This window comes from Gordonia sp. G4 (genome assembly GCF_057770005.1).
Genome location: NZ_CM173442.1, coordinates 4132916 through 4153394 on the forward strand (window position 1 = coordinate 4132916; position 20479 = coordinate 4153394).

18 protein-coding genes and 1 pseudogene are annotated in these 20479 nt (G+C 69.0%); 11 read left to right on the forward strand and 8 right to left on the reverse strand.

The window, feature by feature from the left end:
• Positions 1-112: 112 nt before the first annotated feature.
• From AC3B5T_RS18610 to AC3B5T_RS18620, 3 genes are all read right to left on the reverse strand, one after another.
• Positions 113-1678 (reverse strand): GMC oxidoreductase, encoded by a 1566-nt coding sequence (locus tag AC3B5T_RS18610; protein WP_197282734.1) that lies wholly within the window; start codon positions 1676-1678, stop codon positions 113-115.
• Positions 1679-1886: 208 nt separating this feature from the next.
• A complete protein-coding gene (locus AC3B5T_RS18615) occupies positions 1887-2453 on the reverse strand; it encodes a TetR/AcrR family transcriptional regulator (protein WP_055474610.1) in 567 nt (188 codons plus the stop codon).
• A 15-nt stretch (positions 2454-2468) separates the two neighbouring features.
• Positions 2469-5291 (reverse strand): aconitate hydratase, encoded by a 2823-nt coding sequence (locus AC3B5T_RS18620; RefSeq protein ID WP_148281189.1) that lies wholly within the window; start codon positions 5289-5291, stop codon positions 2469-2471.
• 373 nt (positions 5292-5664) lie between these two features.
• Here AC3B5T_RS18620 and AC3B5T_RS18625 point away from each other — a divergent pair, with 373 nt between their 5' ends.
• The 8 genes from AC3B5T_RS18625 (at position 5665) to AC3B5T_RS18660 (ending at position 14353) form a co-directional block, all read left to right on the forward strand.
• Positions 5665-6276, forward strand: a complete 612-nt coding sequence (locus AC3B5T_RS18625; RefSeq protein WP_055474609.1) for an Rv1476 family membrane protein — start codon at positions 5665-5667, stop codon at positions 6274-6276.
• Between the two features lie 375 nt (positions 6277-6651).
• Positions 6652-8163: an NlpC/P60 family protein gene (locus AC3B5T_RS18630; RefSeq protein WP_055474608.1), complete on the forward strand. Its 1512-nt coding sequence runs from the start codon at positions 6652-6654 to the stop codon at positions 8161-8163.
• A gap of 193 nt (positions 8164-8356) precedes the next feature.
• Positions 8357-9553, forward strand: coding sequence for an AAA family ATPase (locus AC3B5T_RS18635; RefSeq protein WP_055474607.1), 1197 nt, complete (start codon positions 8357-8359; stop codon positions 9551-9553).
• Positions 9543-10481: a DUF58 domain-containing protein gene (locus AC3B5T_RS18640; RefSeq protein ID WP_055474606.1), complete on the forward strand. Its 939-nt coding sequence runs from the start codon at positions 9543-9545 to the stop codon at positions 10479-10481. Before AC3B5T_RS18635 ends, AC3B5T_RS18640 begins: the two co-directional genes overlap by 11 nt.
• Before the next feature lie 4 nt (positions 10482-10485).
• Positions 10486-11454, forward strand: coding sequence for a VWA domain-containing protein (locus AC3B5T_RS18645; protein ID WP_010841042.1), 969 nt, complete (start codon positions 10486-10488; stop codon positions 11452-11454).
• A gap of 123 nt (positions 11455-11577) precedes the next feature.
• The gene (gene fabG1, locus AC3B5T_RS18650; protein ID WP_010841043.1) at positions 11578-12312 is read left to right on the forward strand and encodes a 3-oxoacyl-ACP reductase FabG1; all 735 of its coding nucleotides are present in this window, start codon (positions 11578-11580) and stop codon (positions 12310-12312) included.
• 62 nt (positions 12313-12374) lie between these two features.
• Complete coding sequence (gene inhA / locus AC3B5T_RS18655) at positions 12375-13214, forward strand: NADH-dependent enoyl-ACP reductase InhA (RefSeq protein WP_004019121.1); 840 nt, start codon at positions 12375-12377, stop codon at positions 13212-13214.
• The gene (locus tag AC3B5T_RS18660; RefSeq protein ID WP_055474604.1) at positions 13211-14353 is read left to right on the forward strand and encodes a ferrochelatase; all 1143 of its coding nucleotides are present in this window, start codon (positions 13211-13213) and stop codon (positions 14351-14353) included. Before inhA ends, AC3B5T_RS18660 begins: the two co-directional genes overlap by 4 nt.
• 85 nt (positions 14354-14438) lie before the next feature.
• On the opposite strand, the gene AC3B5T_RS18665 is transcribed toward AC3B5T_RS18660, so the two are convergent.
• Positions 14439-15305, reverse strand: coding sequence for a hypothetical protein (locus AC3B5T_RS18665; protein WP_055474603.1), 867 nt, complete (start codon positions 15303-15305; stop codon positions 14439-14441).
• A gap of 144 nt (positions 15306-15449) precedes the next feature.
• Here AC3B5T_RS18665 and AC3B5T_RS18670 point away from each other — a divergent pair, with 144 nt between their 5' ends.
• The 3 genes from AC3B5T_RS18670 to AC3B5T_RS18680 all read left to right on the forward strand — a co-directional run bounded on the left by AC3B5T_RS18670 (position 15450) and on the right by AC3B5T_RS18680 (position 18078).
• Positions 15450-16277 (forward strand): DUF3097 domain-containing protein, encoded by an 828-nt coding sequence (locus tag AC3B5T_RS18670; protein ID WP_055474602.1) that lies wholly within the window; start codon positions 15450-15452, stop codon positions 16275-16277.
• An 82-nt stretch (positions 16278-16359) separates the two neighbouring features.
• Positions 16360-16788, forward strand: coding sequence for an NfeD family protein (locus AC3B5T_RS18675; protein WP_010841048.1), 429 nt, complete (start codon positions 16360-16362; stop codon positions 16786-16788).
• A 63-nt stretch (positions 16789-16851) separates the two neighbouring features.
• Positions 16852-18078: an SPFH domain-containing protein gene (locus tag AC3B5T_RS18680; RefSeq protein WP_010841049.1), complete on the forward strand. Its 1227-nt coding sequence runs from the start codon at positions 16852-16854 to the stop codon at positions 18076-18078.
• A gap of 250 nt (positions 18079-18328) precedes the next feature.
• Here the strand turns inward: AC3B5T_RS18680 and AC3B5T_RS18685 are convergent, their stop codons facing one another.
• The 4 genes and pseudogenes from AC3B5T_RS18685 to AC3B5T_RS18700 all read right to left on the reverse strand — a co-directional run bounded on the left by AC3B5T_RS18685 (position 18329) and on the right by AC3B5T_RS18700 (position 20437).
• Positions 18329-18457 (reverse strand): hypothetical protein, encoded by a 129-nt coding sequence (locus tag AC3B5T_RS18685; protein WP_488357811.1) that lies wholly within the window; start codon positions 18455-18457, stop codon positions 18329-18331.
• A complete protein-coding gene (locus AC3B5T_RS18690) occupies positions 18454-18969 on the reverse strand; it encodes a hypothetical protein (RefSeq protein ID WP_488357812.1) in 516 nt (171 codons plus the stop codon). The genes AC3B5T_RS18685 and AC3B5T_RS18690 overlap by 4 nt, the downstream gene beginning before the upstream one ends.
• Positions 18966-19570, reverse strand: a pseudogene (locus AC3B5T_RS18695) (hypothetical protein). Before AC3B5T_RS18695 ends, AC3B5T_RS18690 begins: the two are co-directional and overlap by 4 nt.
• Before the next feature lie 81 nt (positions 19571-19651).
• A complete protein-coding gene (locus AC3B5T_RS18700; RefSeq protein ID WP_055474599.1) occupies positions 19652-20437 on the reverse strand; it encodes a TVP38/TMEM64 family protein in 786 nt (261 codons plus the stop codon).
• Between the last annotated feature and the right edge of the window lie 42 nt (positions 20438-20479).

Consider the following 20479-nt stretch of genomic DNA (forward strand, 5'->3'; position numbering starts at 1 on the left):
GGGTGGCGCTCCTCGTGACGAAGGGATGGTCACCCCGAACGACCGTATCTAACGATCGTTCGGGGTGGTGCGAGTCACATTACCCTAGCGCCGTGTCCGATTTCGCAGATCCTCAGTGCGTCGCGAGAAACCTGTCCATGGTGCGTTCCGCGAGGGCGGTGATCGTCAGCGCGGGATTCACCAGACCCACGGCGCCCGGGACGAACGAGCCGTCGACGACCCACAGGTTGTCGTACCCGCGTACGCCGCCGTCCATGTCGGCCGCCGCGCCCATCACCACGCCGCCGAGTCCGTGATACGTGCTCGCGGAACCGAATCCGAGCGCTCGCGATGATATGTGAGTGCCGTTCGCGCGGAAGCCGAAGCGGCCCTCGGTGCGTTCGTGGAACCGTGCGATGAATGCATTGCTGCGGCGGTCGAGGTCATTGCGGTCGGCCGGGTGGGGGTAGTTCAGCTGTGCGCGCCGCGTGCGGTGGTCGTAGTCGATGGTGCCGCGCTCGTCGGTGTGCGCCTGCACCAGGTGGGTGGTCGCGGCCTTGCCGAGCGGGGCGGGCAGCGGGGTGGCCTGATAGACCATCGAGACCGGCCCGCCGGGCAGATCGTCCTCGTAGATCCGGGCGTAGCCCGGTCCGCCCTGGACGGCACCGAAGTCCTCGCGCGGGTTCGCCCGGATGGTGAGGAAGTCGCCGTTCACGCCGAAGCCGTCACCGATGCGCGACGACAGCCGTGGCAGGCGCCCCTGGGCGCGGGCCTCGACCAGCAGCCGGGTGGTGTGGAAGGAGCCCGCGGCCATGAAGAGATGATCGGCCTCGCTGGTCACGGTGCGTACCGTGCGCCCCTGTTCGTCGAGAACCCTTGCGGTGACGACGAATCCGGCGCGCCGCGACCGGGGCCGGATGTCGAAGACCTCGTGCATCGGCTTGACGGAGACGTTGCCGGTCCGTTCGGCGGCGAGGAGGTAGCTGCGGTCGAGTGACTTCTTGGCGCCGCTGTTGACTCCGTAGCTGAGTTCGCCGGCGGAGACCGACGGGGTGGCCCGGCCGGCGAGTTCGTCGCGGACGATGTCCCAGTCGATGGCGAAGTCGAAGAAGTGCGGTGACGCGCCGTAACGCTCGATGACCTTGAGCCACGAGCGGGCGCCGACGTACTTGGGATGGGCGAGGATGTCCGCGGGCAGCGGCGAGACGCCGAGCCCCGCCTTGGCGCGCGGGAAGTAGGTCTGGGAGAGCTGCGCGTAGTCCGCGGCCGCCGGGAAGATGTGGTCGAAGTCCTGGCGGCGGGGGACGGGCGTGAACGAGCCGAAGACGAGTGACCCGCCGCCCACGCCCGCGCCGTACACGGCCTCGACGCCGTTGCCCATCACGTGGTCGAGAACGCCGGGGCACGGTTCGACCGGGATGCCGCTCGCCGCACTTGCGCCGGCCGGGCTGCCGAACCACGCCGCGCGTTTGTCCGGATTGGTCGTCGTGGCGAAGGTGTTGCCGTCCGGGCGGATCGGCCAGCGGCGACCGCGCTCGAAAACCGTTGTCTTGTATCCGGCCTCGCCGAGGCGTCGGGCCGCCACCGCGCCGCCGAAGCCGGTGCCGATGACGATCGCGGTCTGCCCCGGCGCCGCCTGCGCCGGAGTCGCGGTCGCGCCGAACGCGGCGAGGGCCCCGACGCCGGCCGCGGAGCGCATGAGGGTCCGGCGAGAGACTGCCGGACCGGAATTGTCGTAGTTCACCACGGAACCTTAGCGTGAGCTAAGTAAGGTTAGGAACTCCTTAACCCTTTGCGCTTACTGTGGGATGGATCACCACTCGGCTCGTCCCCGGTCACCGGGGCGGGATACACACCCGCCGGCACGATGACCATGACCTTCGGCTCGGAACGGCGGGATGAGGCGCTCAGTCGGACGCGCGCACGGACTCTTCGACGAGGTCGAGCACGGCGTGTAGGTCGTCGGTGGGCTGTCCGGTCGCCAGCCGGGTGATCAGGCCGTCGAGCACCAGGTCGAGATAGTTCAACAGGACGTCGGTCGGCACGTCGTCGCGCAGGCGCCCCGCCTGGCGGCCGCGTTCCAGCCGGTTGAGTGTCGCCTGCTCGACCTCGGCCGAATAGGATACCCACTCCGCCCGGAAGCTGTTGTCCGTCCGCAGTTTTCGTGCGATCTCCAAGCGCGTCCCGAGCCAGTCGAAATCCTGCGGCCGGGTGAGCATGTCGCGCATGACCTGCACCAGACCCTGCTCGGCCGCCACATCGGCCATCCGTTCGGCGTCCTCACGCGCGAGAGCGAGGAACAGCGCTTCCTTGTCCCGGTAGTGATGGAAGATCGCACCCCGGGACAAGCCGGTGGACTCTTCGATCCGTTTGACGGTCGCGCCGTCGTATCCGTACTCCGCGAAGCAATGCCGCGCGCCGTCGAGAATCTCCCGACGACGCGCGGCAAGCCGGTCATCGCTGACCTTGGGCACGTCGCGTGCCTCCTGTCAGCTCTTGATCATGTTGCGCAGCACGTACTGCAGGATGCCTCCGTTGCGGTAGTAGTCGGCTTCACCGGGGGTGTCGATGCGCACCTTCGCATCGAACTCCACCGTCGAGCCGTCCTCCTTGGTGGCGGTGACGTGCACGGTCGACGGCGTGGTGCCGTTGTTCAGCTCCTCGATGCCGGCGATGTCGAAGGTCTCGGTGCCGTCGAGGCCCAGCGACTTGTGCGACTCGCCCTCCGGGAACTGCAGCGGGATCACGCCCATGCCGATGAGGTTCGAGCGGTGGATGCGCTCGAAGCTCTCGGTGATGACGGCCTTGACGCCGAGCAGGCTGGTGCCCTTGGCGGCCCAGTCGCGCGACGACCCGGTGCCGTACTCCTTGCCGCCCAGCACGACGAGCGGGATGTTCTGCTCGGCGTAGTTCTGCGCGGCGTCGTAGATGAACGACTGCGGTGCACCCTCCTGGGTGAAGTCGCGGGTGTAACCGCCGGTCACACCGTCGAGCAGCTGGTTCTGCAGGCGGATGTTGCCGAAGGTCGAGCGGATCATCACCTCGTGGTTGCCACGGCGGGCACCGAGCGAGTTGTAGTCCTTGCGGGCCACACCGTTGGCGTCGAGGTACTGCGCGGCGGGGGTGCCGGGCTTGATCGTCGAGGCGGGGGAGATGTGGTCGGTTGTCACCGAGTCGCCCAGCTTGGCCAGGACGCGAGCGCCCTTGATGTCGGTGACCGGTGCCGGCTCACGCTGCATGCCCTCGAAGTACGGAGGCTTGCGGACGTAGGTGGACTTCTCATCCCACTCGAAGGTCTTGCCCGACGGCGTCGGCAGGTTCTGCCAGCGCTCGTCACCCTTGAAGACGTCGGCGTAGTCCGAGGCGTACTGCTCCGGCGAGATCGACGACGCGATGGTCGCCTCGATCTCCTCGTTCGTGGGCCAGATGTCCTTGAGGAAGACGTCGTTGCCGTCGTTGTCCTGACCCAGGGCGTCGGACTCGAAGTCGAAGTCCATCGTGCCGGCCAGCGCGTAGGCGATGACCAGCGGCGGCGACGCGAGGTAGTTCATCTTCACGTCGGGGTTGATGCGACCCTCGAAGTTCCGGTTGCCCGACAAAACGGCGGTGGCCGTCAGATCGTGCTCGTTGATGGCCTTGGAGATCTCCTCCGGCAGCGGACCCGAGTTGCCGATGCAGGTGGTGCAGCCGTAACCGACGAGGTAGAAACCGAGCTTCTCCAGGTACGGCCACAGGCCGGACTTGTCGTAGTAACCCGTGACGACCTGCGAACCGGGGGCCATCGACGTCTTGACCCACGGCTTGGAGGTCAGGCCCTTCTCGACGGCCTTCTTGGCGAGCAGTGCCGCGCCGAGCATGACCGACGGGTTGGACGTGTTGGTGCAGCTGGTGATCGACGCGATGGTCACGATCCCGTGGTCGAGGATCATCGAGCCGCGTTCCTCGGAATCGACCCGGACCGGCTTGGTCGGGCGGCCCTCGGCGTTGTTCGCCGCCGAATGCAGCGGCTCGGCGCCGTCGTCGGCGAAGGACAGCGTCGCGGGATCCGAAGCCGGGAAGGTCTCTTCGACGGCCTCGTCGAGCTTGGTCTGCGGGGCCGAGTTGCCGTTCTCCACGTAGTTGTGGATGTCCTTGCGGAATGCGTTCTTGGCGTCCCACAGCTCGATGCGGTCCTGCGGGCGCTTCGGCCCGGCGATCGAGGGCACGACGTCGGCGAGGTCGAGTTCGAGGTACTCGGAGTAGACCGCTTCTTCGGCGTCCTTCTCCAGCCACATGCCCTGTTCCTTGGCGTAGGCCTCGACGAGCGCGAGCGTCTCCTCGCTGCGACCGGTGAGCCGCAGGTACTTCACGGTCTCCTCGTCGATGGGGAACATCGCACAGGTGGAACCGAACTCGGGGCTCATGTTGCCGATGGTGGCGCGGTTGGCGAGCGGGACCTCGCCGACGCCGTTTCCGTAGAACTCGACGAACTTGCCGACCACACCGTGCTTGCGCAGCATCTCGGTGATCGTGAGGACCACGTCGGTGGCGGTCACGCCGGGCTTCGCCGAGCCGGTGAGCTTGAAGCCGACGACGCGCGGGATGAGCATCGAGACCGGCTGGCCGAGCATCGCGGCCTCGGCCTCGATGCCGCCGACGCCCCAGCCCAGGACGCCGAGGCCGTTTTCCATCGTGGTGTGCGAGTCGGTGCCGATGCAGGTGTCCGGGTAGGCGACGCCGTCACGGACCATGACCGAGCGGGCGAGGTGCTCGATGTTGACCTGGTGGACGATGCCGGTGCCCGGCGGCACGACGCGGAAGTCGTCGAAGGCGCCCTGGCCCCAGCGGAGGAACTTGTAGCGCTCCTCGTTGCGCTGGTACTCGATCTCGACGTTGCGCTCGAACGCCTGGGCGTTGCCGAAGGCCTCGATGATGACGGAGTGGTCGATGACCATCTCGGCGGGTGCGAGGGGATTGACCTTGTCGGGATCGCCGCCGAGTTCCTTCACCGCATCGCGCATCGTCGTGAGGTCGACGATGCAGGGCACACCGGTGAAGTCCTGCATGATCACGCGGGCCGGGGTGAACTGGATCTCGATGCTCGGCTCGGCGTTCGGATCCCAGTTCGCGATGGCCTCGATGTGCTCCTTGGTGATGTTGGCACCGTCCTCGGTGCGGAGCAGGTTCTCGGCCAGGACCTTGAGCGCGTAGGGGAGCTTGCCGGTGCCCTCGACGGCGTTCAGACGGTAGATCTCGTAGCTGTTGTCACCGACGTCCAGCGTGCCGCGGGCGCCGAAGGAATTGATACTCACGTCTAAATCCACTCTCCTCATGTGCCGACGGGCTGCGCCGGCGATTACTCGATGATCCACTTGCGGTCGGGCGGTTCCGGCCGGGCGGGCGTCGCTCCCGTTCCGTCGGTGTCCGCGCGGTCTGACGTTCCGCACCGGCGGGCTGCACCGGCGCCATCGGATGTCCGCGAGGGCCACCCGCGACAACATCGTCCAGTCTAACAGTACGAGCGTACTGTTACCAAGCTCGGGCCCGGGACGCGCCGGGCGGACGTGCCGACACCGGAATACCCAGACGACTCCATTGTGTCGTACGGTGCAGGGCGGGGTTCGGCGAGTGGGCACTCGACGCCGACGCGAAACCGGCTGTCAACGTCCGCGCAACCCCGGTGATCTCGAGAGGCAGGGGTGGCGGATGGGTCCGCAGGCGACGACGCTGGTGCTGGCAGCTCCCACGGAGAACAACGAACTCACCGGACTCGTCGGAGTCGACATGGGCGAACTGTCCCGGGACATCGCCGACGACGGTGTCGCCGGCGCGACCCCCGAGCAACTGCCCCGGATGCTCGAGGTCGTCGAGTACGCCGGGTCCAAGGGTCACGACGTGAGTTTCGTGGTCGTCGATCAGGTGCAGCCGCGGTTCACCCTCTACCGGGACATCGCCAACCAGTTGCAGGATCAGGTCGGTGGCACCGTCATCGTGCTGGGTCCGAACTCGGTCGGCAGCTCGTCGCCTGACTTCAGCCGCGTGGTGCAGGAGCAGGCCACCGACGGACTGACCCTCACCGACCCGGCGGGTGCGGCCCGCCAGATGATCGACACGATGACCGGTCCCAACGTGGACTGGACGATCGTCGGCATCCTGCTGGTCCTCGTCGTCGCGGCCGGTGCCGTGCTCGCCAGGGTGCGCCGGGTCCGCGCGCGCAAGACCGAGGCCGCCGGCCCGCTGGGGCCCGTGCGGGCGACGGTCGACGCCTCGGACGAACCGTCGTCGCGAGATCGCGAACCCTCCTCCTCCGGTCAGTAGTCCGGCCCCTCGCGCCCTGCTCCGAACCGCCGCTGCGCGGCGCACGATCCGAGCCCATGCCACCTGCATCCGGCCGCGCGCGGACGCTGTCCGGCGTGTCGGGCGGTCTGTTGCCAATTCGAGACCTTGACGACGGTCCGATCTTTCGCCAGTTCACGGCATTTTCGCAGGTAATCACGCGTTTGTAATTCACGAACGCGGTTTTCGCGTGTGGTTGATGTGACGTACGGTTCTGATGTCACGTGTGATGCCTGTGTCCCCTGCAGGGTCCCTTGTGACGTAAGTGCAGTGCGTGATCGCCGCGGTTCTCGACAACCCGGACGATCGCCGGGCCGGGGATCGCAAGATCCCCGCACATACCGCGAGGAGTTCCAGGTGAGGCGAGGAAGAACTGGTGCGTCGTGGCCGGCGCGCGTCTCGGCGGCCCTGGCTGTCGTACTCATCTGCGCGGTCGGCGCGGGTCATGCCGACGCGGCACCGAAGAAGACGCCCGAGTCGCCCATCTCCGGGTTGATCAACCGCATCGCGACGGTCAACCAGGACATCGCCGACCTCGACCAGGCGCTCGCGGCCCGTCAGGAGAACGTGAACCGGTCGATCGCCGATTTCCAGAACTCACTCGCGCAGCGTCGCCTGGCCACGGTCGCCGCGCGCGGAGCCCGGACCGAACTCGACCGCTCGAGCAAGGCCGTCGTCGACGCGCAGAAGGAGTTCGACCGCTTCGCGCGTCTGGCCTATCAGCAGGGTCCCGAGCAGGGCTCGATGTCGAACTACGTGTCCTCGGAAGACCCGCAGGCCGTGCTGGACCGGATGAAGCTGATCGACCAGGTCGGCAAGAAGCAGCAGGAGATGATCCGGCGCCTGCAGGTCGCACGCAATCAGAAGGCCAACCGCCTCGCCGCCGTGGAGGCCACCCGCCGGCAGGCATCGTTCGCGGCCAAGAGTGCCGAGCAGCGCAAGATCGATGCGATGGCGGCGGTCACCGAGGCGAAGACGGCCATCGCGACCCAGCAGAAGCGCAAGGCCACGCTGATCGGTGAACGCGACCGGGTGCAGAAGCGCCTCAACACCATTCGCGGATACGTCCCGAAGAAGACGGTCGAGGGGCCGTCGGCGAGCGATCTGCTCACCAACCTGTTCCCGACGGGTCCGTCGGCCGAGGGAGCCCTGAAGGCGCTGCCGGCCACCCCCGCCACCGACAACCAGGCACTCGCCGTCGCGGCCGAGGCCGCCGCACGCCTGGCCCTCGACGTCGGTCAGTCGATCCTCGCGGGGCTCGTCGGTCAGCAACAGTTGCCCCAGTCGGAGTTGCTGAACGAACTCGGCATCGGGGGTGCGGACCTCACCGGCAGCAGCGGGGGCGACACCCTCAGTGCGCGAATCGGTTCCGGGAGCCTCGGCACCCTGTTCGGCAGTTCCTCCGGGGGTGGCGGCGGAGGCGGCATGGTCCGTCCCGGACTGCGCGGCCCGCAGGCCGTGGAGATCGCCGTCAACCGCGCGCTCTCGCAGCTCAACGTGCCCTACGCCTGGGGCGGCGGTGACGCCAACGGGCCGACGCAGGGCATCCGCGACGGCGGCGTCGCCGACAGCTACGGCGACTACAACAAGATCGGTTTCGACTGCTCGGGCCTGATGATCTACGCATTCGCCGGCGTGGGCATCGAGTTGCCGCACTACACGGGCTACCAGTACACCTCGGGTCCGCAGTTCCCGCTGTCGCAGATGCGTCGCGGCGACATGATCTTCTACGGCCCGAACGCGAGCGCACACGTCGCGCTGTACCTCGGTGACAACAAGATGGTCGAGGCACCGCAGTCGGGTGACGTCGTGAAGGTGTCGCCGTTGCGCACCGACGGCGCGATGCCGAACGTGGTGCGTCTGCTCTGACAGCCGACGATTCGGGCGGGGCTCGTGAACGACCGACACCCGCCGAGTCTTCTTGGCACCTTTTCAGTTCACACGGCTAGGCTGGCACAGACACGCGGGGTCGACGCCTGCGCGCTGCGCGATCGCGGCCGCGCCCACGGGCCGACGCATCGTGGTTCGACGGAACAGCAGTCCAGAGGAACAGGAGCACGGGTTGACCGAATCGCACTCCCTCGGCAAGGCGGCCACGGGGAATCCCGCGGCGGCAGGAGCGGACTCGGTGCTGAGCGACGCCGACGTCGCCCTGCTCGAGCGGGCCATCTACGAGGTCAAGCGAGTCATCGTCGGCCAGGATCAGCTCGTCGAGCGCATACTCGTCGGACTCCTCGCGCGTGGCCACATCCTGCTCGAGGGTGTGCCCGGCGTCGCCAAGACACTCGCGGTCGAGACGTTCGCCCGCGTCGTCGGCGGATCGTTCTCCCGTGTGCAGTTCACCCCCGACCTGGTGCCGACCGACCTGATCGGTACGCGTATCTACCGGCAGGGCCGTGAGGAGTTCGACACCGAACTCGGCCCGGTCGTCGCGAACTTCCTGCTCGCCGACGAGATCAACCGCGCACCCGCGAAGGTGCAGTCCGCCCTGCTCGAGGTGATGGCCGAGCGTCATGTGTCGATCGGCGGCAAGACGTATGCGATGCCGGATCCGTTCCTGGTGATGGCGACGCAGAACCCGATCGAGAACGAGGGCGTCTACCCGCTGCCCGAGGCGCAGCGGGACCGTTTCCTGTTCAAGGTCCTCGTCGACTATCCGTCGGTGGAGGAGGAGCGCGAGATCGTCTACCGGATGGGCAACGTCCCGCCGACCGCGTCCCAGGTCCTGGACCCCGAGGCGATGCTCCGTCTGCAGCGGACCGCGGCGAACGTCTTCGTCCACCACGCCCTCGTCGACTACGTCGTCCGAGTCATCAACGCCACCCGCCGCCCGGCCGAGCTCGGCCTCAACGACGTCGCGTCCTGGTTGTCCTACGGCGCGTCCCCGCGCGCGACGCTGGGCATCGTGGCCGCCGCCCGGGCGCTGGCGCTGGTCCGCGGGCGCGATTACGTGATCCCGCAGGACGTCGTCGAGATCATGCCCGACGTGCTCCGCCACCGTCTGGTGCTGTCGTATGACGCACTGGCCGACGAGATCGATGCCGATCAGGTCATCGCCCGGGTCCTGCAAACGGTCGGACTGCCGCAGGTCGGCGCGCAGCCCGTTCCGCAGGGGCAGTACCCCGCCGGGCAGGCACAGGCGCCCAATGCCGGGCACGGGCCGAACGGTTATGCAGGACAACAGGTCTCGCAGTCCGCCGGCCCGCTGGACCCGAATTCGGCCCCGGCGAACCGGAATTCGCCTCAGTATGGCGGCTAACCGGGACCTCCCGCGGCTCGGCGCCGGTCTGCTCGACGAGCCGCAACTGACGGCGGCACTGAAGATGCTCGAGCTCACCGTGCGACGCAAGCTCGACGGCGTGCTGCAGGGCGAGCACCTCGGGCTGATCCCCGGACCGGGTTCGGAACCGGGGGAGGCACGGGCCTACCAGCCGGGCGATGACGTCCGGCGCATGGAGTGGTCGGTCACCGCCCGCACCACCCAGCCCCATGTCCGACAGATGATCGCCGACCGGGAGCTCGAGACGTGGCTCGTGGTCGACGCCTCAGCCAGTCTCGACTTCGGCACCGTCGACTGCACCAAACGCGACCTCGCGGTGGCGGCGGCCGCGGCTCTGGTCCACCTCACGACCGGCGGCGGCAACCGGCACGGTGCGCTGGTGGTGACCGGCGACGACATCGTGCGGGTGCCGGCCCGGGCCGGACGCGCGCACGCCCAGAACCTGCTGAAGGCCATCGCCACCACCCGGCGCAGTTCACCCGGCGTGCGCGGTGATCTCAAGGCGGGTATCGAGGCGCTTCGCCGGCCCCAGCGCAGGCGCGGCCTCGCCGTCGTGATCAGTGACTTCCTCGGGCCCATCGACTGGGAACGGTCGCTACGCGCCATCGGCGCCCATCACGAACTGCTGGCGGTCGAGGTCCTCGACCCCCGTGACCTCGACCTCCCGGCGATCGGGGAGGTCACCCTGGCGGATGCCGAGTCCGGCGAGATCCACGACGTGACGATCACCGAGGACCTCCGGCGCGACTTCGCGGCCGCGGCCGCGGCTCACCAGCAACGGGTACACCGCACGTTGCGGAGCTGTGGCGGTTCGGTCCTCACCCTGCGCACCGACCGGGAATGGATCGCCGACACCGTCAAGTTCGTCGCACGACGCCGCCGCGGGCTGGCGGCGGGGGTGGGGTAGGCCGATGTTGTCCAGTCCCTGGTGGTTGCTGCTGCTCCTGGTCGTCGTGCTGCTCGGCGTCGCCTACGTGTACATGTTGCGCCGCCGCCGGCAACGCGCGTTGACCTTCGCCAACCTCGACCTGCTGAAGTCGGTCGCGCCGGCCGACCGCGGCCGGCTGCGGCACGTGCCGATCGCGCTGCTGATCATCGCGCTGATCCTGCTGACGGTTGCGCTCTCCGGCCCACAGGCGGACCGGAAGGTACCGCGCAACAAGGCGACCGTGGTCCTGGTCATGGACGTGTCGCGGTCGATGAATGCCACGGACGTGTCGCCCTCGCGGATCCACGCGGCACAGGAGGCGGCCAAGAAGTTCGCCGACGAGCTGACCGAGGGGATCAACCTCGGACTGATCTCGTTCGCCGGGACCGCGGCGAGCCTGGTGTCGCCGACACCGGACCACAACGCGACCAAGGTCGCCGTGGACAAGCTGCGGCTCGACGACAAGACGGCGACCGGTGAGGGCATCTTCGCCGCGCTCCAGCAGATCAGCACGCTGAACGCGGTCCTCGGCGGCACCGAAGGGGCGCCGCCCGCCCGCGTCGTGTTGCTGTCCGACGGCAAGGAGACCGTCCCGGACGATCCCGACGACCCGCGCGGTGGCTTCACCGCGGCCCGCAAGGCCAAGGAGGAGAAGATCCCGGTCTCCACCATCTCCTTCGGCACCCGGACGGGCACCGTCGAACTCGAGGGTGACCGGGTGCCGGTCCCCGTCGACGACGACTCGCTGCGCAAGATCGCCAACCTGTCCGGCGGCGACTTCTTCACCGCGGCCAGCCTCGACGAACTGAACAAGGTCTACGAGCAGCTCCAGGACGAGATCGGTTACGAGACCCGTCGAGGGGACAATTCGAAGCCGTGGCTGATCGCGGGTACGTTGTTCGCGCTGGTGTCGGCGTTCGCCGCGCTGGCCATCAACCGCCGGCTGCCCTGAGTCGGGTTGCCGGCGCCGGGATGGAAGCGAGCGGCCCACACTGACACGGCGCCGGGGTCGTCCCGGCCCGAGCGGGCCACCGCGATGCCACCCCCGCAACGAGAACGGATAGGTTGAACACCCATGACGGCAGCTAGCAACGAAGCGCAGAATCCCTCCCGCTCGGTCTTGGTCACCGGCGGCAACCGCGGAATCGGCCTGGCCGTGGCACAGCGCCTGGCCGCCGACGGCCACCGGGTCGCGGTGACCCATCGCGGTTCCGGAGCCCCGGACGGCCTGTTCGGCGTCAAGTGCGATGTGACCGACTCGGAGTCGGTCGACCGCGCCTTCGCCGAGGTCGAGGAGCACCAGGGACCCGTCGAGATCCTCGTGGCCAACGCGGGGATCACCGAGAACATGCTCCTCATGCGACTGTCCGAGGAATCCTTCGAGAAGGTTCTCGACGCGAACCTCACCGGGGCATTCCGCTGCGCCAAGCGCGCCACCAAGGGGATGCAGCGCGCCAAGTGGGGGCGGATGATCTTCCTCGGCTCGGTGGTCGCGATGTCCGGTATCCCCGGCCAGGTGAACTACGCGGCCTCGAAGGCGGGCCTGATCGGTATGGCGCGTTCCATCGCGCGGGAGATCGGCTCGCGCAACATCACCGCCAACGTCGTCGCGCCCGGGTTCATCGAGACGGACATGACCGCGTCGATGGAGGACCGCTACATCGAGATGGCCAAGCAGGCGATCCCGCTCGGCCGTACCGGCAAGCCCGAAGACGTCGCCGCCGCCATCAGCTTCCTCGCCTCGGACGAGGGCGGTTACATCTCGGGTGCGGTCCTGCCCGTCGACGGCGGCATGGGCATGGGGCACTGACCGACCCGCACCGCGCGGCTGCACGACACGTCAATCAACGTCGATCTCAGGAGCACATCTACGTGAGCGGAATCCTGGACGGGAAGACCGTCCTCATCACGGGCATCATCACCGATGCGTCGATCGCCTTCCACGCCGCCGCCATGGCGCAGGAGCAGGGCGCGACCGTCATCATCACCGGCATCCCCGAGCGCCTGCGGCTGATCGACCGGATCGCCAAGCGGTTGCCGAAGGAGGTGCCGCCCGCGATCGGGCTCGACGTCACCAACGAGGACGACCTCGACGCGCTCGCCGGGAAGATCACCGAGCTGGCGCCGCAGGGCATCGACGGCGTCATGCATTCGATCGCCTTCGCGCCCCGGACGCTGATGGGTCCCGAGGCCAAGCCGTTCCTGGAAGGGCCCGGCCCCGACGCCGCGAAGGCCTTCGAGATCTCGGCGTGGAGCTACGCCTCGCTCGCGCGCGCCGTGCTCCCCGCCATGAACGAGGGGGGCTCGATCGTCGGCATGGACTTCGATCCCCGCACCGCGATGCCGTACTACAACTGGATGGGCGTGGCGAAGGCGGCCCTGGAGTCGGTGAACCGGTACGTGGCGCGGGAAGTGGGCAACGCCAAGAACGTCCGGTCGAACCTCGTGGCCGCCGGACCGATCAAGACCCTGGCCGCGAAGGCCATCGCCGGCACCGCCACCGACGACGCCAAGCAGCTCAACATGCTCAACGAGTACTGGGACGGCGCGTCGCCGATCGGCTGGGATGTCGACGACCCGACCGTCGTCGCCAAGTCGGTCTGTGCGCTGCTGAGCGACTGGTTGCCGGCGACCACCGGTTCCATCGTCTACGTCGACGGCGGGGCCAGCCACAACACCTGGTTCCCGGAGGGCATGACCACCGGCTCATGAGCTCGTCAGCACCGGGGAATGCGGCACCCGTCGACCCCACTCCGACCGATTCGGCTCCTTTCGACGCCGTCCTGTTCCTGTCGTTCGGCGGGCCGGACGGACCCGAGGACGTGATGCCGTTCCTGGAGAACGTCACCCGCGGTCGGGGAATCCCGCGCGAGCGGCTCGAGTCGGTGGCCGAGCACTACCTCCATTTCGGGGGTGTCTCGCCGATCAACCGCCTGAACCTGGAGATGATCGACGCGCTCCGGCGTGAGCTCGACCGACGCGGTGTGGACCTCCCGGTGTATTTCGGAAATCGCAACTGGCACCCGATGGTCGAGGACACGCTGGAAGAGATGTACCGGGCCGGACACCGCCGGATCCTCGTGTTCCCGACGTCGGCGTGGGGCGGCTACTCGGGATGCCGGCAGTACCACGAGGACATCGACCGCGCGCGCAAGGCCCTGGCCGAACGTGTGCCGGCGAGCGCCGGACCCGACGGCGCGGTGGTGCTGCGCAAGCTTCCCCAGTACTGGTCGCACCCCGCGTTCGTCGCGGCGGGGGCGGATGCGGTGCGCCGCGCGCTGGACACCCTCGGGCCCGGTGACGAGACGCCGCGGTTGGTGTTCACCGCCCACTCGGTACCGACCTCGGCCGACGCCGCGTCGGGTCCCGCAGCGGACGGTGGGCGCTTGTACTCGCGTCAGGTGATGGCCGCGTCGCAGGCGGTCGCCGACGAGCTCGGCATCACCGACTTCGACCAGGTCTGGCAGTCGCGGTCGGGTCCACCGCAGATCCCGTGGCTGGAGCCGGACATCTGCGATCATCTGGAGAACCTTGCCGCCGAGGGGGTCCGGCGAGTGGTGGTGTACCCGGTCGGGTTCATCTCCGATCATCTCGAGGTGATCTGGGACCTCGACAACGAGGCCGCCGAGGTCGCCGAACGCCTGGGCATGGACTATGCGCGCGCCGACACCGTGGGTGCCGACCCGCGTTTCATCTCGATGATCGGCGAGTTCGTGGAGGCCTACGCCGGGGGGCTCGGTGATCTCTCCGCGATGGGGTGCGCCGACAACGGCCGCACGTGCCGGGAGAACTGTTGTGTGCCCGCGGCTCGTCCGAGGTCGTCGGCGAGTCCTGCCGGCCGCGGTCGGTAGAGACGCAGGCAACCCGTACGGCGTCGTCTCCGAACCACCTCCGTCACGGCCACGGGTGTGACAGGTCGGCGACGACGTCGGGGACTCAGCGGCGCAGCAGTTCGAGGATCGTCTGGTTGACCGCGGCGGCACGCGCCGTCCGGGTCAGCACCTGCAGTCCACGAAGGGTCGCGTCGCCGGAATCCCATTGTCCGGCAGTGTCGCCGATCTCGACACTGCGTGCGCCCGCGAGGTCGACGATGGCCTCGACCTGCGCGGCCGTGTCGATCAGACGGGTCGAACGCGCGTCGAGGATGTGCGGGGGCAGGGCGACCCGGTGCCGTGAGGTGAGCGCGGCGAGTTGAGTCCGGAGATCGGTCGCGTCGGCCGTCCGGCGTCCGCCGAGCCCGCCGATGATCGAGGTCGCATCCCGAACAGCTTGGCGCAGTTCGTATTCCAGGTCACCGGCGCTGGGTCCGGCGGACACGAGGTGTCCGAGGTCGAGTGCGGCGTCGTAGCGGTAGGCCGACCATGTGCACGAGACGAACGGCGGGTCGGTGGCCTCCGCGGCGGACGCCCGCGCGGTGAATGCGGGCACGAGTGCGAGGGTGCCGGTGCTCGACGCGTCGTCGACGAGCAGCACCTCGCCCGCGCCGAGGGCGGCCGACGTCGCGGGATGAGGCGGCAGACCCTGGGGGTCGCCCGTGGACGGCAGGCGGACCACGAGGCGCCGCGCCGGTCGGAGAAGCGCGAGGAGATCGAGCACGCCGTTCGCCGAACCCGTTGCGGGCGACACCCGTTCGTCCGGTGTTCCGGGCCCGTCCGGCCACCGCACCGCGTGCCGGTCGGCGGATTCCGCGAGTGCCTCGATCACGTCGTCGGGGGAGCAACGACCGGTGAGCCAGGCGGCCGACCATGCGCCGAGTGCACACGTCGGCCACGCGACGGTCGAGGAGAAGAGGCTGCGATTCATCAAGATGCCAGGATACCGCCGGGGCCGACGGCCGGGCCGGGCGTGGCAACCCGGTGGTCGGAGTCGCCGGGGCTTAGGGTGTGTGCGCCACCGAAACGGGTTCCACCGCGGCGGCGAGAAGACGGATCGAGAAGGTGGTGTGCGATGGATGACCGATACGGTCGCGACGTGCTCTCTCAGCCCCGCCGGGCGAAGCCGCGTCCCGCGGAGGTCGCGGCGGAGCGAGACCTGGTCGTCGAGGACGCCGCCACCGGATTCTGCGGTGCGGTCGTCGGACTCGAGAAGAGTTACGCCGGCGACCTGGTGCGTCTGGAGGATCGCCGGGGTCAGACGCGGGTGTTCCTGATGCACCCGGGCGCGTTCCTGATCGACGGGCGGCCGGTGACGCTCCTGCGGCCGCGCACCAGGGGCCCACAGAAGCCGGCCACGACGGCGTCGGGTTCGCGCGCCGCCCCCCGTGCCCGCGCGCGTACGGCCCGCGCAAGCCGGATCTTCGTCGAGGGGGTGCACGACGCAACGCTTCTCGAACGCGTGTGGGGCGACGACCTCCGCGCCGAGGGCGTGGTCGTGGTCAGTCTCGACGGCCTCGACAACCTCGACGCGGCGCTCGACGAATTCCAGCCGGCGCCCCACCGTCGGGCGGGGGTACTCGTCGACCATCTGGTGGCCGGCTCCAAGGAGGCACTCCTCACCGCCGAGTTGGGTGAGCACGTCCTCGTGTGCGGGCATCCCTACATCGACGTCTGGGAGGCCGTGAAGCCTGCCTCCGTCGACATCCGGGCGTGGCCGCGGATCCCGCGGGGCACGGATTGGAAGACGGGGGTGTGCACCGAGCTCGGCTGGGGCGATCCCCGCGCCGGCTGGCGCCGAGTGCTGAACGGCGTGAGCAGTTTCCGCGACCTCGAGGTCGATCTCCTGCGCTCGGTCGAGGAACTCATCGACTTCGTGACCGCGGCCGAAGAACCCAGCTGACGCCGTCGGCCGGACGCCGCCGGCGGTTCATCCGGGTCGCGAGCGGCGAGGCCGGTCCGGGCATCTCTGGCAGACTGGACGCGTGAGCGCCCTGCTGTGGTTGGCGGCCGCGATCGTCCTGACGGTCGCGGAGATGTTCGGGGGCGAACTCGTCCTGCTCATGCTGGCCGGCGGTGCACTCGCCGCCGCAGGCGTCGATTTCGTCTTCGAGCCACCGCTCTGGGTGGACGGTCTCGTCTTCGCGCTCGTCTCGGTGCTGCTACTCGTCGCGATCCGTCCGGTGGCCCGCCGCCACATGCTCAACCGACCCGCGGTGCTGATGAACACCGAGGCTCTCGAGGGACGACCGGCGGTCGTGACCGAACAGGTCGACGCCACCGACGGACGCGTCAAGATCGACGGCGACGTGTGGTCGGCCCGCGCGATGGACCCGTCCCAGGTGCTCGAACCCGGAACCCACGTGACCGTCGTGCAGATCGACGGCGCGACCGCGGTGGTGTTTCGCGCCTGAGACGTGCAGCGCTGCGGCACCAGCAGTGCGGACCGCCGAGAACGACAACGCAGGAAGGTGACCATGGAGTACGAGATCTTCGGCCTGACCGTCCTCGTCTTGCTCGTGTTGCTCGTGGTGGTGATCCTGGTCAAGTCGGTGGCGCTCATCCCGCAGGCGGAGGCAGCGGTCATCGAGCGGCTGGGCCGCTACACACGAACCGTGTCCGGACAGCTCACGTTGCTGTTGCCGTTCATCGATCGCATCCGTGCCCGCGTCGACGTCCGTGAACGGGTGGTGTCGTTCCCGCCGCAGCCGGTCATCACCGAGGACAACCTGACCCTGTCCATCGACACCGTCGTCTACTTCCAGGTCACCAACCCGCGGGCCGCCGTGTACGAGATCGACGACTACATCGCGGGCGTCGAGCAGCTGACCATCACGACACTGCGCAACGTGGTCGGCGGGATGACGCTCGAGGAGACCTTGACGTCCCGCGATTCCATCAACGGTCAGCTGCGCGGCGTGCTCGACGAGGCGACCGGCCGCTGGGGACTCCGCGTCGCACGCGTCGAGCTGAAATCGATCATGCCGCCGCCGTCGATCCAGGAGTCGATGGAGAAGCAGATGAAGGCCGACCGCGAGAAGCGGGCGACGATCCTCTCGGCCGAAGGCCAGCGCGAGTCGGCGATCAAGACCGCCGAGGGAAACAAGCAGTCGCAGATCCTCGCCGCCGAGGGTGCCAAGCAGGCCGCGATCCTGGCCGCCGAGGCCGAACGGCAGTCGCGCATCCTGCGCGCGCAGGGTGAGCGCGCGGCGTCGTACCTCAACGCGCAGGGTGAGGCGAAGGCGATCGAGAAGACCTTCGCCGCGATCAAGGCCGCCAAGCCGACCCCGGAGCTGCTGGCCTACCAGTACCTGCAGCAGTTGCCCGAGATGGCGAAGGGCGAGGGCAGCAAGGTGTGGGTGGTGCCCTCCGATTTCGGTTCGGCCCTGCAGGGTTTCGCCAAGTCCTTCGGTGTGCAGGGCGACGACGGTGTGTTCCGGTACGAACCGGCGGACTCACCGCCCTCCGAGGTCGACGAGTCGGAGACCGAGGACTGGTTCTCCCTAGCGTCCGATCCGAAGGTCGCCCAGGCCGTCGCCGAGGCCGAGGCCGTGGCCCGGACCCCGGTGGCCCCCGAGATCACCGCTCGCGCGGCGCGGGCCTCCCGCCATGTGCCGCCGGTGGGGTCCGAGCCGGCTGAACTCGCCGATGCCGGCTGGGCCCCGCCCGAGCAGCCGGACACCGCACCGACCGAACCGTCCTGATCCGAAGGAACCGGCCGACCGGTGGGTCCGGAGTCAGTGGATCGCGATCCGCGGAGGCGGCCTGAGTCGCAGCAGATGGCCGGCGCCGGTGGTCGCGCCGCGACCGGCAGACCTCAACTCGACCGATGGACTTCGATCGAAGTCTGGCTGTCGAGGTGAAGTCTGTCTGTCAGCGCTGGCTGTGACCAACGCACGCTCTGGTTGTCCGCGACGGCCCTCGGGCCGCAGATGCTGAGGTGGTCGTGCCAGGTCAGTGGGTGAGGAGATGTTCGATGCCCGCCATCCCGACCGCCCACATCACCGAGGCGAAGGTGCCCATGATGAACTGCTCGGCGGCGTGCGGCGCACGGAGTTCGGGATAGCGGGCGAGGCTCTTCACGGCGAGGATGATCGCGAGGCCCTCGGGCCACCCGGCCATGAGTGTGGTGACGACCGCGAGACGTTCGAGATATCCGATGACCCGGCCGCCGCGGAGCGGTCCGCCTTCGCCGGTCCCGGCCGGCCCGGGACCAGGGTTCTCGGTCGAATCGGGCGTGTCGGCGTCGTTCCCGGGCTCGTGGTCCGGCGCCCCGGAGCGTCGGATCCGGTGTCCGGGCGCACGCCGACGCCACCGGCGACGAGAACCGTCCGGACCACGGGTCCACCGCCGGTGACCGCGGCGAGGGCGGCGACGACCGGGACGGCCGATGCGAGGAAGCCGGTGGCCGGGCCGGCCGCGGCGGCGAGGGCGGCGGCCACCGCGGCCGGCACCAGGAGGACGACGGCCCCGATCACGTCGAGCCTGCGCACGACGGCCTCCGGCGCCTCGCGGCGTCGCTTCCGCGTCGCGAGAGACCAGATCGGCGTCGTCAGGGCGGTCACGAGGAGGAGGACGACCGCGGCGATAATCATTCCGATCCTCCGGTCGGGGTGTGTCGGTCCGCTTCGGCGAGCGCGTCGGCGACGAGATCGAGGGAATCGGACTCGAGGTCCCATCCCGCTGCGCGTAGGCGTTGGCTCATCGCCTGCGGGGTGATGTCGAGCTCGGCGGCGGCCTCGACCTGGGTGAGCCCGCGGCGCATCAATTCGACCGCCTCGCGGCCGGCGGAACTGCGAGCGGTGATGACGTCGGCGATGAGTCGCCCGGCGGTCTGGGCATGACGGCACCAGCGGGTGTCGGTGCCGCGGACGCAGAGCGGGACCCGCTGCCGTTTGGCGGCCTCGACGGCGTCGCGGGCATGGACGAAGGCGGGTCCGCGCCCGGCGCGGGTGGACGGGGGAGCGGCTCGTCGACCGCCCCGGCGCCGATGCCGACGCTCCAGTGCCCGTCGGCGGTGAGTTCGACGGCCAGTCGGGCGGTGGCCACCGGGTCGGCGAGGATGCCCTGGATCTCATCGCCCGCGGTGCGTTCGAACTGCCGCACCGTGTCGACTGCGTCGAGTGCGGCGAGGACGGTGTCGACACGGTCGATGTCGCGGCGGCTTCCGCGCTGGTCGACGGTGAGAACGAACATCGTTCAAGGCTATGTACTTGATCTACAAGAATCAAGCCCTACAACTGGATTGATCAACGCCGGTGACTTGATCGACGACGATCAAGTCCGAGGGGTTGTTGCTGTCGCGTTCGCCACGGGCAAGCGGGAGTCCAGGACCAGGCCCGCGATGCCGATCGCGAAGAGACCTCCGGTCACCGCCAGTTGAAGCGGATGCGTGTCGCCGGTCAGCGAATCGCCCAGCATCACCACGGCGGCGGTGCCCGGCGCCATGCCGAGGATGCTGGCCACCGTGTACGGCACCGGGCGCACCGACGACAGTGCCGAACAGTAGTTCGCCACCGAGAACGGGCAGACCGCGATGAACCGCAGCGAACCGACCGCCAACCATCCGCGACGCTCCAGCCGGTACTCGACCGCGCGGACCACCGGGCTCTTCAGGTACGGCTGCACGCGATCACGCCCGACGCTGCGGACCAGGGCGAAGGCGGCCACCGCCGCGATCGAGGAGGCGATCATCGCACCCGCGAACCCGACGAGCGGCCCGAAGAAGATCCCGGACATGACGGTGAACGTCGAACGCGGGATCGGGGCGATGGTGATAACCGCATAGGCGAGGAAGAACAACCACACGAAGGCCGGTCCCAGGTCGGCGCCCCAGTCGCGCACGCTCGCGACCGAGGGCAGCGGGACGAAGTAGGACCCGGCCAGGACGGCCGCGAGAAGCGCTGCGACAACCAGTGCCCGGCGGATGACCCGACGATCGAATCCCCGGCGATCCGCCGACGTGGCCCGGCCGTCACCGGTCGTCCGGGCGTCCGCGACACCGCCGGCGTCGTCCCCGGTCGCGTCGGCGACGTCTTCGCTGACAGTGGAGGGATCGGACACCCGGACACTCTACTCTGGACAACAGCGGTGGACCGGTTCCGT